This window comes from Pseudomonas sp. Leaf434 (assembly GCF_001425545.1).
Taxonomy (GTDB): domain Bacteria; phylum Pseudomonadota; class Gammaproteobacteria; order Pseudomonadales; family Pseudomonadaceae; genus Aquipseudomonas; species Aquipseudomonas siliginis.
Genome location: NZ_LMQZ01000001.1, coordinates 2,504,742 through 2,519,152, shown reverse-complemented (window position 1 = coordinate 2,519,152; position 14,411 = coordinate 2,504,742). Strand labels below are relative to the sequence as shown.

General features: G+C 58.3%; 11 protein-coding genes and 2 pseudogenes. 9 read left to right on the top strand and 4 right to left on the bottom strand.

The window, feature by feature from the left end; translation table 11 throughout:
• Window positions 1–98 precede the first annotated feature (98 nt).
• The 3 genes from dbpA to yccS all read left to right on the top strand — a co-directional run bounded on the left by dbpA (window position 99) and on the right by yccS (window position 5,239).
• Window positions 99–1,484, top strand: coding sequence for an ATP-dependent RNA helicase DbpA (gene dbpA, locus ASG55_RS11275; protein ID WP_024014613.1), 1,386 nt, complete (start codon window positions 99–101; stop codon window positions 1,482–1,484).
• A 153-nt stretch (window positions 1,485–1,637) separates the two neighbouring features.
• Window positions 1,638–2,816: an NAD(P)/FAD-dependent oxidoreductase gene (locus tag ASG55_RS11270; RefSeq protein WP_016772798.1), complete on the top strand. Its 1,179-nt coding sequence runs from the start codon at window positions 1,638–1,640 to the stop codon at window positions 2,814–2,816.
• Window positions 2,817–3,046: 230 nt separating this feature from the next.
• Entirely contained in the window at window positions 3,047–5,239 is a 2,193-nt protein-coding gene (gene yccS, locus ASG55_RS11265; protein ID WP_056786505.1) for a YccS family putative transporter, read from the top strand.
• Between the two features lie 111 nt (window positions 5,240–5,350).
• On the opposite strand, the gene ASG55_RS11260 is transcribed toward yccS, so the two are convergent.
• A complete protein-coding gene (locus ASG55_RS11260; protein ID WP_056786502.1) occupies window positions 5,351–6,088 on the bottom strand; it encodes a substrate-binding periplasmic protein in 738 nt (245 codons plus the stop codon).
• Between the two features lie 255 nt (window positions 6,089–6,343).
• Here ASG55_RS11260 and ASG55_RS11255 point away from each other — a divergent pair, with 255 nt between their 5' ends.
• Complete coding sequence (locus ASG55_RS11255) at window positions 6,344–6,796, top strand: GNAT family N-acetyltransferase (RefSeq protein ID WP_056786498.1); 453 nt, start codon at window positions 6,344–6,346, stop codon at window positions 6,794–6,796.
• 96 nt (window positions 6,797–6,892) lie between these two features.
• Here the strand turns inward: ASG55_RS11255 and ASG55_RS11250 are convergent, their stop codons facing one another.
• Genes ASG55_RS11250 through ASG55_RS11240 form a run of 3 tightly spaced genes read right to left on the bottom strand, consistent with a single transcriptional unit; the run spans window position 6,893 to window position 9,870 of the window.
• Entirely contained in the window at window positions 6,893–7,189 is a 297-nt protein-coding gene (locus ASG55_RS11250; RefSeq protein WP_016772794.1) for a winged helix-turn-helix domain-containing protein, read from the bottom strand.
• 18 nt (window positions 7,190–7,207) lie between these two features.
• Window positions 7,208–7,702: a YgjP-like metallopeptidase domain-containing protein gene (locus ASG55_RS11245; protein ID WP_038861199.1), complete on the bottom strand. Its 495-nt coding sequence runs from the start codon at window positions 7,700–7,702 to the stop codon at window positions 7,208–7,210.
• A gap of 44 nt (window positions 7,703–7,746) precedes the next feature.
• Window positions 7,747–9,870 (bottom strand): putative bifunctional diguanylate cyclase/phosphodiesterase, encoded by a 2,124-nt coding sequence (locus ASG55_RS11240; RefSeq protein WP_056786495.1) that lies wholly within the window; start codon window positions 9,868–9,870, stop codon window positions 7,747–7,749.
• A 311-nt stretch (window positions 9,871–10,181) separates the two neighbouring features.
• On the opposite strand from ASG55_RS11240, the gene ASG55_RS11235 reads away from it, so the two are divergent.
• From ASG55_RS11235 to ASG55_RS26305, 5 genes and pseudogenes are all read left to right on the top strand, one after another.
• Window positions 10,182–10,850 carry a polysaccharide lyase family 7 protein gene (locus tag ASG55_RS11235; protein ID WP_016772792.1) on the top strand — a complete coding sequence of 223 codons (669 nt, stop codon included), beginning with the start codon at window positions 10,182–10,184 and terminating at the stop codon, window positions 10,848–10,850.
• 390 nt (window positions 10,851–11,240) lie between these two features.
• Window positions 11,241–11,566: pseudogene (locus ASG55_RS11230) on the top strand (DUF6124 family protein).
• A 101-nt stretch (window positions 11,567–11,667) separates the two neighbouring features.
• Window positions 11,668–11,919, top strand: a complete 252-nt coding sequence (locus ASG55_RS11225) for a helix-turn-helix domain-containing protein (protein WP_056786493.1) — start codon at window positions 11,668–11,670, stop codon at window positions 11,917–11,919.
• Complete coding sequence (locus ASG55_RS11220; RefSeq protein WP_056786490.1) at window positions 11,916–13,115, top strand: type II toxin-antitoxin system HipA family toxin; 1,200 nt, start codon at window positions 11,916–11,918, stop codon at window positions 13,113–13,115. The genes ASG55_RS11225 and ASG55_RS11220 overlap by 4 nt, the downstream gene beginning before the upstream one ends.
• Window positions 13,116–13,239: 124 nt before the next feature.
• Window positions 13,240–13,836: pseudogene (locus ASG55_RS26305) on the top strand (transposase); the annotation flags it as partial.
• Between the last annotated feature and the right edge of the window lie 575 nt (window positions 13,837–14,411).

The following is a 14,411-nucleotide window of genomic DNA, read 5'->3' as shown; positions in this document are numbered from 1 at the left end:
TCCCTGCCTCGGGTTCAATCGCTGTTCGTCCAGAACTGTCGAGGAAACCAGCACGGGGCTGCTACACTGCGCGACATTTTGTTTTGCAGGCCAGTCCCGTGACCACCATCGCCACCGCTTTTAATACTCTGCCGCTGTCCGCCGCCATGCTGGCTAACCTCGAATCACTCGGTTATGCCCAGATGACGCCGATCCAGGCGCAGAGCTTGCCGGTGATCCTCAAGGGGATGGACCTGATCGCCCAGGCCAAGACCGGCAGCGGCAAGACCGCCGCGTTCGGCATCGGCTTGCTCAACCCGATCAACCCGCGCTACTTCGGGTGCCAGGCGCTGGTGATCTGCCCCACCCGTGAGCTGGCCGACCAGGTGGCCAAGGAAGTCCGTCGTCTGGCCCGCGCCGAAGACAACATCAAGGTCCTGACCCTGTGCGGCGGCGTGTCGTTCGGCCCGCAGATCGCTTCGCTGGAGCACGGCGCGCACATCATCGTCGGCACCCCGGGGCGCATTCAGCAGCACTTGCGCAAGGGTTCGCTGGTGCTCGATGGCCTGAACACGCTGATCCTCGACGAAGCCGACCGCATGCTCGACATGGGCTTCTACGACGCGATCGAAGACATCATCATCAAGACCCCGGAGCGCCGGCAGACTCTGCTGTTCTCCGCGACCTACCCGGTGGGCATCAAGCAACTGGCCTCGAAATTCATGCGCGATCCGCAGACCGTCAAGGCTGAAGCCTTCCACGACGACACGCAGATCGAGCAGCGCTTCTACGAGATTTCCCCGGAAGAGCGCATGAGCGCGGTGACCAAAGTCCTGCACCACTTCCGTCCGGCGTCCTGCGTGGCGTTCTGCTTCACCAAGCAGCAAGTGCAGGAAACCGTCGATCACCTGACCGCCAAAGGCATTTCCGCTGTTGGCCTGCACGGCGATCTGGAACAGCGTGACCGCGATCAAGTACTGGCGATGTTCGCCAACCGCAGCACCTCGGTGCTGGTCGCCACCGACGTCGCAGCCCGTGGTCTGGATATCGATGCGCTGGACATGGTGATCAACGTCGAGCTGGCGCGCGATTCGGAAATCCACATCCACCGCGTCGGCCGTACCGGTCGTGCCGGCGAGAAAGGCATTGCCATCAGTCTGGTCGCGCCGTCCGAAGCGCATCGTGCGCAAGCCATCGAACAACTGCAGAAAGCGCCGCTGAACTGGGATCAGATCGACAACCTCAAGTCCCAGGGCCTGGCGCCGCTGCAACCACCGATGACCACTCTGTGCATCGGCGCTGGCCGTAAAGACAAAGTGCGCCCGGGCGACATTCTTGGCGCACTGACCGGCGAAGCGGGCATTCCCGGCGCGCAGGTTGGCAAAATCGCCATCTTCGATTTCCAGGCCTACGTCGCTGTCGAGCGCACCGTGGCCATGCAGGCCTTGCAGCGCCTGAACGACGGCAAGATCAAAGGCCGCTCGTTGCGGGTACGTATTCTGTAAGCGATCTCCCATCCATAGGAGACCCCCTGTGGGAGCGAGCCTGCTGGCGAATGCAATCTGTCAGTCGACATCATTGTTGAATGACACAGCGCTTTCGCGAGCAGGCTCGCTCCCACAGTTTGTTTTGTAGCGACCCACCAAGAGGACACCGTTTTGCGCTCTACCGAAGTCGTGATCATTGGCGCTGGCGCGGCCGGCTTGATGTGTGCCCTGACCGCCGCCGGGCGCGGGCGTCAGGTGTTGCTGCTCGACCACGCGAACAAGGCCGGCAAGAAAATCCTCATGTCCGGCGGTGGCCGCTGCAATTTCACCAACATGTACACCGAACCGAGCAATTTCCTTTCGCAGAACCCGCATTTCTGCAAATCGGCGCTGGCCCGTTACACCCAGTGGGATTTCATCGGTCTGGTCGGCAAACATGGCGTGCCGTACCACGAGAAGAAACTCGGCCAGCTGTTCTGCGATAACAAATCCAGCGACATCCTCGGCATGCTCCTTGATGAATGCGATCAGGCCGGCGTCGAGCTGCACCTGGACACCTCGATCCAGACCATCGAAAAAACCGACAGCGGTTATCTGCTCGACACCACACTCGGCCAAGTCCAGTGCCAATCGCTGGTGATCGCCACCGGCGGGCTATCGATTCCGACCCTGGGCGCCACCGGTTTCGGTTATCAAGTCGCCAAACAGTTCGGCCATGAACTGCTGCCGACCCGCGCCGGGCTGGTGCCGTTCACCATTACCGACCAGCTCAAGGAGTTGTGCACAGAGCTGTCCGGCACCTCGGTGGATTGTCTGGTCAGCTGCAATGACCAGAGCTTTCGCGAGAACATTCTGTTCACTCACCGTGGCCTCAGCGGCCCGGCGATTCTGCAGATTTCCTCGTTCTGGGAGTCTGGCGATACGGTAGAGATCAACCTGCTGCCGGATCACGACGCGGCGAGCTGGTTGCAACAGCAAGTCGCCGAGCGTCCGAACAGCGAGCTGAAGACTTTGCTTGGCGAGATCTTCACCAAGAAGATGGCCAATCTGCTGGCGGACAACTGGTTTGTCTCCAAACCGATGAAGCAGTACACCCATGCTGAACTGGCGGAGATTGCCGAGAAACTCGGCAGCTGGAAGGTTGTGCCGGCGGGAACTGAAGGCTATCGCACGGCTGAGGTGACCCTGGGCGGCGTCGACACCCGCGAGGTGTCGTCGAAGACCATGGAGTCGCTGAAAAGCCCCGGCCTGTACTTCATCGGTGAAGTGCTCGACGTCACCGGGCACCTGGGCGGCTTCAATTTCCAGTGGGCCTGGGCCTCTGGTTACGCTGCGGCGCAGTTCGTTTAACTCAAGGCCAGATACAAAACCCTGTGGGAGCGAGCCTGCTCGCGAATGCGGTGTACCAGTCGACATCAATGTTGAATGACACTCCGCTTTCGCGAGCAGGCTCGCTCCCACAATGGTTTGTGGTGTAAGTAAAAGGAACACTTTTTGCTGTCAGATGTGCTCGGCGCCATTGCGTCGGCGTCATTACTGGCTCAATTTAGCGGCATCGCCTCGGAAGGCCTTCGCACTTCATGTCCTCGACCTCGTTTCGTCAGTCTTTGCGGCGCCTGTGGGCGCTGGATAAATTCAGCTACAGCGTGCGGGTATTCATCGCCCTGACCGGCAGCATGGCGCTGTGCTGGTATCAGGATGAAATGGGCCTGCTGATCCCGTTGTTCCTCGGCATCATCGCCAGCGCCCTGGCCGAGACCGACGACAGTTGGCAGGGCCGTCTCAACGCTCTGGCGGTGACGCTGGTGTGTTTCAGCATCGCCGCGCTGTCGGTGGAATTGCTCTTCCCCTACCCGATCATTTTCGCCGTGGCCCTGGCACTGGCCAGTTTCAGCCTGACCATGCTCGGTGCGCTGGGCGAGCGTTACGGCGCGATCGCCTCGGCGACGCTGATTCTGTCGGTGTACACGATGATCGGCGTCGATCAGCGCGGCGGCGCGGTCACTGACTTCTGGCACGAGCCGATGCTGCTGGTCGCTGGCGCGGCGTGGTACGGCCTGCTCTCGGTGCTGTGGCAGGCACTGTTTTCCAATCAACCGGTGCAGCAAAGTCTGGCGCGCCTGTTCCGCGAGCTGGGCCTGTATCTAAAGCTGAAATCATCGCTGTTCGAGCCGGTCCGGCAGATGGATGTCGAAGCCCGCCGCCTCGAACTGGCGCAGCAGAATGGCCGCGTGGTCGCCGCACTGAACACGGCCAAGGAAATCATCCTGCACCGGGTCGGCAACGGTCGACCGGGCTCGAAAGTCAGCCGTTATCTGAAGCTGTATTTCCTCGCGCAGGACATCCACGAACGCGCCAGCTCTTCGCACTACCCTTACAACGCGCTGGCCGAGGCGTTCTTCCACAGTGACGTGCTGTTCCGCTGCCAGCGCCTGCTGCGCCAGCAAGGCAAGGCCTGCCGGGCCTTGGCCGAGTCAATCCAGATGCGCCAGCCGTTTATCTACGACGCCAGTTTCGCCGAAGCCCTGAACGACCTGCATGCCTCCCTCGAACACTTGCGCATCCAGAGCAACCCGGCATGGCGCGGCCTGCTGCGCTCGCTGCGCGCCCTGGCGGCCAACCTCGGCACCCTCGACCGCTTGCTCAGCGATGCCAGCAATCCTGACGCCTTGGCTGATGCTACGGACAGCAGCCTGCTCGACCGCTCACCGCGCAATCTCAAGGACGTGTGGATTCGCCTGCGTACACAACTGACGCCGACCTCGCTGCTGTTCCGCCATGCCCTGCGCTTGCCGCTGGCACTGAGCATCGGCTACGGCATGGTGCACCTGATCCACCCGTCGCAAGGCTACTGGATCATCCTCACCACGCTGTTCGTCTGCCAGCCGAACTACGGCGCCACCCGACGCAAGCTCGGCCAGCGGATCATCGGCACGGCCATTGGCCTGACGGTGGCCTGGGCGCTGTTCGATCTGTTCCCCAACCCGGTAGTGCAATCGTGCTTCGCCATTGCTGCCGGCGTGGTGTTCTTTACCAACCGCACCACCCGCTACACCCTGGCGACGGCGGCGATCACCATCATGGTGCTGTTCTGCTTCAATCAGGTCGGCGATGGCTACGGGCTGTTCCTGCCACGGTTGTTCGATACCTTGCTGGGCAGTTTGATTGCGGGTCTGGCGGTGTTCCTGTTCCTGCCGGACTGGCAGGGCCGGCGCCTGAACAAAGTGCTGGCCAACACCCTGACCTGCAACAGCATCTACCTGCGCCAGATCATGCAGCAATACGCCGCCGGCAAGAGCGACGACCTCGCTTATCGCCTGGCCCGCCGCAACGCGCACAACGCCGACGCGGCGCTGTCGACCACACTGGCGAACATGCTCATGGAGCCGGGGCATTTCCGTAAGGAGGCGGATGTCGGCTTCCGTTTCCTGGTGCTGTCGCACACGTTGCTCAGCTATTTGTCAGGGCTCGGCGCGCACCGTGAAACGCAACTGCCGGCGGATGTGCGCGAGCATCTGATCGAAGGCGCCGGGGTGAAACTGGCGACCAGCATCGACGAAATCGCCCAAGGCCTGGCGAGCAAGCAGCCAATCGCGATTCAGAGTGATGAAGAGGAAGCGCTGGCCAATGAACTGGAACAGATGCCGGATGAAATCGATGAAGGGCAGCGGTTGGTGCAGACGCAGCTGGCGCTGATTTGCCGGCAGTTGGGACCGCTTCGGACATTGGCGGCGCATTTGATCAAGGACACTGCCGAAATCAGCGGCGCCTGAGACGACGCGTTCGCGAGCAGGCTCGCTCCCACAGGGTATGCATTTCAAATTGTGGGAGCGAGCCTGCTCGCGAAGAGGTCATCAGCAACAAAGAAATTGCCGGATCACCCTTCACATTCCATGCCGCCGCAATAACTTCTCATAAGTCCCGTCAGCCTTCATCGCCTCGATCGCTCGATCAAACCCGGCGACGATCTGCTCATGCTGCGGGTTCTTCAGACTGACCAGAATATGCAGGCTGTTCTCACTCAACGGCTTGGGTAAAAACTCCACCGAATTGCGTACCTTGGCCGATTCCCGTGCCAGGTAATACTTGGCCACGTACTCATCCTCCAGGGTCAGCTTGACCCGGTCCGCCGCGAGCATGCGCACGCCCATGGCGAAGTTGTGCACAGGGACTTTCTGCATCGCCGTATCGGCATCGAAAGGGGCGGAATAGGCGTACCCGCGCACCACGGCAATCGGATAGGTGTGCAGTTGCTCGAGGCTGTTGTATTCAATAGGTGCGTCTTTACGCTTGAGGAAGCGGATGCGGTTGATCAGGTACTCACCGGAAAACTGGCCGATCTGCGTGCGCTCGTCGTTGTACCAGGCGTTGACCAGAACGTCGTAACGCCCCTCGCCAATCCCCAGCAATGCGCGCGCCCATGGCACTTGCTCGTAACCGCTGGCATAACCGGCGCGAGCGAGTGCGGTGCTGACAATGTCGGTGGCCAGTCCACCGTTGACCAGTGCATCGTCGGTAAACGGCGGCCAATTATCGAACGCCAGCCGCAGCTTCTGCGCCGCAGCATCCTGGCCGAGCACCAGCAGTCCGATCAAAGCAACGGCTTGAAGCAATCGCAGCATGCTTGAACATCCTCAGCGGGCAACCGCCCGACGTGGTTTCACGTCAAAACCCAAGGCCCCTTACCGGCAAAACCCAAGCATTGAACATTAGCTCATGGGAGCCAGTGGACAGTGCTCTTGAGCAGATTACACAAAGTCGCAGCCAGCGTGAGAAAGGAATAGTGGCATTTTGACCTTTATCACAGACTGTTGCGCCATACAGACATACGGCGCTGCTGCGCTTAGTATCGGGCGACATGGTCAAGGAATCGAAAAATGACAATCGAGTGGATCTGCAAACATCATCGTGATCTGGGCAAAGAGCAGTTGTACGCCTTGTTGAAGCTTCGCTCTGATGTATTCGTGGTCGAACAGAAATGTGCTTATCCGGACCTCGACGGCCAGGATCTGGAGGGCGATACCCATCACCTGATGGGTTGGGAGGATGATCAGCTGATGGCTTATCTGCGCCTGCTGGACCCGGAATCCCAGGGCGGCGACGTGGTGATTGGCCGCGTGGTGACCGCGCCCGCCGGCCGTGGCAAAGGGTTGGGCCACGCGATGATGGAACAGGCGCTGAAGCAGGCCGAAAAGCACTGGCCGCAGGTACCGATCTATCTGTCGGCGCAGGCACACTTGCAGGGGTATTACGGCAAGTACGGGTTTGTCGCAGTCGGCGAGGAATATCTCGAGGATGACATTCCGCACATCGGCATGCGTCGGTCCTGAAGGCCCTTTCGCGAGCAGGCTCGCTCCCACAGGGAATGCATATCCATTGTGGGAGCGAGCCTGCTCGCGAAGGCGTAAGAACCGTCGGCGCAGAAATCAGGGGTATTCCAGCACCGCTTTTATCTGCCGCAAATTGCGCTCGATCCAGCCGCGATCAATCGCTCCCCACTCGCGAATCCGATAGCGCCCGGCATGATTGCGCGCGCCCTCTTCCTGTTCGAACTCACAGATGATGTCCAGATCGGCCAGCGCGGCAATCGTGTCCTGCGCCGTGCGTCGCGGCATGCCGGTGACTTCGGTCAGCGTCGGCACACTCGGCGCCAGGCCGCTATCGATCAGATAAGCCACGTACAAACGGCGATAGAAACTGCTCTTGGTCTTGCTGACGTCCATCCACACCTTCCTGATTGGTCAAGCCTGCATATCCCGCCACGTCAGGTACACACGCAGATCGAACTCGATCTGGTGATACCCCGGCAGCATGTGCTCGCACAGTTTATAGAACGCCTTGTTGTGGTCCGATTCCTTGAAGTGCGCCAGCTCGTGCACCACGATCATCTTCAGAAAATCCGGTGCGGCGTCCTTGAACAGCGCGGCGATGCGAATTTCCTTGTTGGCCTTGAGCTTGCCGCCCTGCACCCGTGACACCGTGGTGTGCAGACCGAGGGCGCGGTGGGTCAGGTCGAGGCGGTTGTCGAACAGCACTTTGTCGATGGCCGGCGCATTGCGCATGTACTGCTGTTTGAGATCCAGCGCGTAGCTGTACAAGGCCTTGTCGCTCTGCACGTCGTGTCGCCCTGAATAGCGCTGATTCAGGTATTCACCCAGGCGCCCTTCGGCAATCAGTTGGCGCACCTGATCCTGCAATTGCGCGGGGTAGGCCTGGAGGTACTTCAACACAGTCATGGACGAGCGACGCGGTTCGAAAAAGGTCCGCCAGTGTAGCGAATTCAACCGGGCAACGCGCTCCAGTCAAACGGTTCGACGAAGCTGACCGCGTCTTCGGCGATCAATGGCCGCGCGACGAGGAAGCCCTGCACGTATTCGCAGCCATGGGCTTGCAGCCACTGATATTGCTCGAGGGTTTCCACTCCTTCGGCAATCACCAGCAGACCGTATTGCTTGCACAGGTCGATGACCATGCGCACCAGCACCGCATCGCGTGGCGAGTCCGGCAAGCGCGCGATCAAGTGGCGGTCGAGCTTCAGTGTGTCCAGTTCCAGATCGCGCAGATGCGCGAGCGAGCACGGCCCCGAACCAAAATCATCCAGCGCCACGCGCACCCCGAGATGACGCAGCAGCCGCAGTTGCTTGCGGGTTTCGTCCGGGTTTTGCATCAACGCTTCTTCGGTGACCTCGACTTCCAGTTGCCGCGGTTGCAACGCATGGCGTTCCATGACTTGACGCAATTCAGTGACCAGATTCGGCAGGCCGAACTGGGTGTTGCTCAGGCTCACGCCGAGCACCAGATCGTCGGCGAACAAGGTTTCCCAGGCTTTGCGCTGGCCGGCGCCACGGTGATAGATCCAGCTGCCGAGGCGACTGATCAAGCGCGCCTCTTCCAGCAACGGCAGAAACAACCCCGGCGGCACATCGCCGACGCTCGGGTGCTGCCAGCGCAGCAAAGCTTCGAACCCACGGATCTGTCCGCTGCCGACCGCCACCTGCGGCTGATAGACCAGATTGAAATCACGATTCTCGATGGCCTCGCGCACGCTGTCTTCAAGCATCAGACGCGAACGCGCGCGGCCGTTCATTTCATGATCATAAAAACGATATTGCTGACGCCCGGCACGCTTGGCTTCGTACATGGCAATGTCCGAAGCGCGCAGCAAACCGTCGAGATTGCGCCCACAGTCGGGATAAGTAGCAATGCCGATACTGGCGCCAAGAACGATATCCAGGCCTTCGATCTGCTGACAGACCGATACCCGTTCGATGAGTTTTTCGGCAATCTTCGCCGCTTGCTCGGGAAACTCCAGATCCAGCAGCGCGGTGAATTCATCGCCGCCCATGCGCGCGAGAATATCGAACGGCCGCAGGCACGCCTTCAGTTGCTCGGAAACCCAGCGCAACACGCGATCGCCGGCATCGTGACCGAGGGAATCATTGACCCGCTTGAAGCCGTCGAGATCAAGGTAGAGCAACACCCAACTGCTGTCGCTACGTTCGCCGCGCAACAGCAGGTTTTCGACGGTCTGGTAGAACCCGCGTCGGTTGAGCAGCCCGGTCAGCGGATCGGTTACCGCCTGGAATTCCAGTTGCTGGTGCAAGTGACGCACCACCGACATGTCCAGCACCGTCACCACCATCGCATGCTGCTCCGAGGACAGCGGCGCACAGGACAATGCCACCGGCACTTGCTGCCCGGGCGCCGTGCGCAGCAACGCATCATGCAGGCGCAGGGTTTCACCGCGCTGGTAGCCGGCGTAGAACTCGGAATCGGCCCACAGGGGAATGTGTGGCTTCTGCAGGAAATCGAGAAACTCCTTGCCTTGCAGATCCTTCACCGGCGCATTGAGCAACCGCGAAATCGCCGGGTTGGCGAAGCGGATCACGCCGTCCTCGCTCAACACCAGAATGCCTTCGGCGGCGTTGTCCAGCACTGAGGCATTGAAGGCGCGCGCCACTTCCAGGTCATGACTCAGGCGTTGCAAGGCACGGCGATTGCGCTGGTGCTCGAGCAGCGCCTGGACCTTGGGCTTGAGGATTTGCGGATCGAACGGCTTGAACAGGTAATCCACCGCGCCGCTGGCATAGCCTTTGATCACGGCGTCCTGAGATTGCTCGTTGGCGGTGAGGAAAATGATCGGCGTCAGCCGCGTGCGCTGGCTGCCGCGCATCAGCCGCGCGACCTCGAAACCGTCCATGCCGGGCATCTGCACATCGAGCAGGACCAGGTCGATGTCGTGTTCGAGCAAAAGGTTCAGTGCCTCGAAACCCGAGGCGGCGGTCATCACGTGCCAATCCTGACGCTGCAGCAACGCGCGCATGCTGATCAGATTTTCGGGGTAATCATCGACGATCAAAAGGACCGAGCTGCCTTCACCTGGCTGGGGTTGCGCGCATTCCATGCTGCTTCTCTTATCGGGACCGGTTGCCGGCAAACCATAGACGTACTGAGCCTTCACTCTAGACGCGGATCAGTGAAAGCAGAAGCTGTCATCCCGCCATCATTTAAACAATGCTCAACCCAGCCGACTAACGGTCACCGCTACAGCCCCCGAAAACCGGGCGGGATGGCATTTCGACAGGACTTTGACGTCAAGCAATCGCCGGACGGGCATTAACAAAAATTGCCGCTACGCTTATAAAGACGCCCGAAAACGCGCGGGCTAGAGCTTCTGGCACCGGCGTTCCGGATGAATTGATTGGAAGAACCGTCATGATCGACCTCGCAACCTGGAACCTCAGCGTTCCTGTTGGCAGCCCGCCGTACACCGTTGAAACCTCGAAACTGGTGGATGGCTTCAAGGATCAGTACTTCCATTCCGACACCGGCACCCTGTTCTTCTGGTCCCCGGTGACTGGCTCGAAAACCGAAAACGCCATCTACCCGCGTACCGAACTGCGCGAAACCTACAGCAACGGCACCCTGCGCAACTGGTACTACCCGGACGCCGACAACCTGCTGCGCGCCACCCTCGCGGTGAACAAGGTGCCGAGCTCGGGCAAGATCGTCATCGGCCAGATTCACGCGTACGAAAGCCAGCGGCCGATGGTCAAGCTCGAATATCAGTACAAGGAAAAAACCCAGACCGGCAATCTGGTGATCAAAGTGCGCATGCGCCCGGACGACGCCGAAAGCCGCGTCATCACCCTCGCCACCGGCGTCAAGCTTGATCGCGAATTCAACTACCTCATCCACTTGAGCCCCGGCGGTGCCCTGGGCGTGAGTGCGGCGGGCTATCAGTGGGACTCCCAGATCAGCGCGACCTGGCGCGACAAGCCGCTGTACTTCAAGGCCGGGGTGTATGTGCAGGACAACACCGGGTACACCAGTGAAGGTGGACAGGTGACGTTTACCAAACTGGATATTGATCACGACAAGTAACCCATTTCGACATCGCAATCCCTTGTAGGAGCTGCCGAAGGCTGCGATCTTTTGATCTTGATGTTGGCGCCTCTTGGGACGCCGGGATCAAAATCAAAAGATCGCAGCCTTCGGCAGCTCCTACCTTTAAACAGCGTTGTTTATATCTGTCAGCAGTTACTTCCGGATGCCTACAACAGCTGATTCCCAGTGATCGGGTTTAGTAGCCCGTGGTTACGCGATGCGCACTGGCACCATTCAGTCGGGCATAACCCGCGCTTGATGGTAGCTGTACGCAGAGCGCCTTCGGGTGCGCCGGTCGCGTCTCCCCGGTCTACTAACCTGCGTTCAGCTGCCACCCTCTTCGTTTAGTAGCGATCCGGTGTCGGCTCCATTTACCGGAGACGAACCATGATCAAATCAACGCCGCACCCCAGAAACAGTCCCGCATCCCCCTACGAATCCCTTGATTCCAAAAAACTCAACGACGCCGCCGAACGCGCCCTCGACCATTACCTCAAACCGTCCGCCTTCATCATGGCCAGCACGCACAAACCCGATCCATGTACCTCGCCAACCCGAAGTACAACACTGAATCGCTGCTGGCAAACGCCAGCGAAACCCTGGGTTCAGCCAGCGAAATGCTCAACAACTTCGCCGCCATGCTCGACACCTCACACCGCAGGACTGCGCTAGGCATCGCGCAGGTGGTCATGCTCGTTGAACTGAAGGAATAGTCGTCCACAAAAAAGCCTCCCTCACCGCGGGTTTCTTGAGCCAAATAGATTAAATGTTCCGCATACGCTACATTGACATCAAAATGTGACGGTAGCGCAACATGGATTACTCTCTTTTAATTACCCGTCTCGGCATTCAATTACGTGAAAAACGTATAAATCGTGGCTTGACGCAGGCGCAGCTTGCCCATCTGGCGGGACTGACGCGATACAAAGTCATCGCAGTGGAGAAAGGCACCCTTTCTGTCGGCATGATCGCTTACGCGCGGGTTTTGGCTGCTTTGGACTGCGAACTCTCAGTGGTTCCAGCAACGATGCCAACCCTTGAAGAGATTGGAGATTTATTCGAATGAACATGGCCTCTCTTCAAGTCAGTACCCCTGAAGGTACTAGCGGAAGGCTTTGCAGCGATGCCGAGGATTTCACTTTTCGTTATCACGAAGATGCATCGCCACAAATGGCGATCAGCCTCCTGATGCCTGTACGGCATGACGAATTTCGTCGGCGCGAGTTGCACCCTGTTTTTCAAATGAACCTGCCAGAAGGCTACGTACTGGAGCAGTTGCGCAACCGCTTGGCCAAGACTGTGAACGTCAACCCAATGCTGCTACTGGCGCTTTCCGGCAGTACATCGCCCATTGGCAGGATTCACGTACGCTCTGAAACCGTTGATGCATTGTTGCAGGCGCAAGAATTTCCGGGAGAAAAACTCGAAGAGATCCTCACGTGGGATGGTACGGAAGATATCTTCGCTGAGATGCTTGATCGTTACCTCCTGCGGGCAGGCATTTCAGGTGTTCAACCCAAGTTGCTGGTGCCGGAGCGGCAAGAACCAGAGTTGCCGAGAGTGACATCCAAAACCTCGGATCTGATCATCAAGAGTGGAAGAGACGAATTCCCGGGCCTTGCGATCAACGAATTCCTTTGCATGTCCATGGCGAAAGAGGCGGGGATTCCCGTTCCACCGTTTTACCTTTCCGACAACGCCAAGCTGTTTGTCATGCGTCGATTTGATCGCGACGACAGGCTCAACCCGATTGGGTTTGAAGACATGGCCGTGCTGATGGGGCTGTCGGCTAACCAGAAGTACAGCAAGAGTTATGCGGCAATCGCCAAGGCTGTTCGAGTGTTTTGCCCGGCGAAACACTTGCGTACGTCGCTTGATCAACTCTTCGCTAGCGTTGCCCTGAGCTGCATCGTCGGAAACGGCGACGCTCATTTGAAAAATTTCGGATTGCTCTACTCAGAACCGACGCAACGCGATGCGCATCTGGCGCCGGCTTACGACATCGTCAACACCACGGCCTATATTCCAGAAGATGTTCTGGCATTGGATCTGGCGGGCAACAAGTCAATGTTCGCCTCACGACAAGGACTCTTGGAGTTTGCTCGCACCTGTGAAATCGACCAACCCAAAGAGCGAATTCAAAACCTGCTTGCCTCGGTTGAAACGGTGCTCGGACGCTATCCTCAGTATCGCGAACACGCGCCTCATGTGGTCAACGCCATTGAGCGCGCGGCAGCGCCATTTTCTCTGACGTTTAGATAACTTCGTCATTGCGAGAAATTCCGCCCCCAAAAAACCCGCCTCTCCAGACTGTGTGAAAACCTAGCAATCTGCGCAGCGCTCAAAGAAAATGCTCCGTATCGAAAGATACGGAGCATTTTTCGTTATGGCCTACATCCAGGGACAGTCCCGCAGCCAGACCAGCCTGTTTCCGGTCTCGCTGGAAGAGTTGATCCCCGAGGATCACCTCGTTGGCGTTATCGATCTTCACGTCGCCAAGCTGGATCTGGCTCGACTGGGCTTTGATAAAGCACTTCCCAAAAGCACCGGCCGTCCCTCTTACGATCCAGCGGATCAGCTCAAACTCTAGCTCTACGGCTATTTCCAGCGGAAATGGCTGATCTTTAAGCAGATCAGCAACAAAGGCCGGATCTACCAAGCGAAGGTCAGCGACTGCACAAGCTGCACGATTAAAGCGAAGTGCACCGACGCCAAACGCCGATACATCTCGCGCCATATGCACGAACAGGCTTTCCAGCGAATGGAGCAGCGAATGCAGGCGCATCCCGAAATGATGGTCAGCCGACGATCCATCGTCGAACATCCCTTTGGCAACCTTAAACAGTGGTTATTTGGTAACGCTCGCTTCTTGCTGCGACAGCTTGAAGGCGCGAGAGCTGAAATGGCCTTGGCGGTGAACGCCTACAACCTGAAAAGAGCAATTAACGTGTTGAGCGTGCGCCAGATGATGGCGCTGATGGGGCTGAAACGCCTTTTTTCGTCTGCTGTGAGCACAAAAGCAAACGCCCCGAACAAGTCGGGGCGTTTGCTGGAACCACCATCAGTGCGTTTTCACACAGTCTGTCTCGGCGGGTTTCCTTTTAATCAGTTCAACACCCAAGCTCAGTTAGTGGCTTAACTAACGAAGGATTTGATAAATACGCCTCTTCCCACAGTAGACATCGTAATATCTAAATGATCCGACTGTTATAGCCAATTGAGATTAAAGACTGTCAACTATTACAGGTTACGCGTATTTAAATAATCCTTAACATCAAAAACAAGCGATACAAGCACCAACTGTATCCCTTACAGCCAAACACCATCTCATCTACATGGAAGAAACCAACATGGCACAGAAAGCAACCATCGCTCCCCTTCAATATGCTCCCCCCCTTGGTCCACATCCCGCACTTTACGGAACTGGCGAGCCTAATTATTTTGTTGACGTTGCTGTTTCCAACACAGGCCAAGTCCTCGGAACAGGTCGTGTCGAGCCGGGTGGGCAATGGAGAGTCGAGTTAACAATCAAAACAGGTGAATGGATTCAGGTTCAAG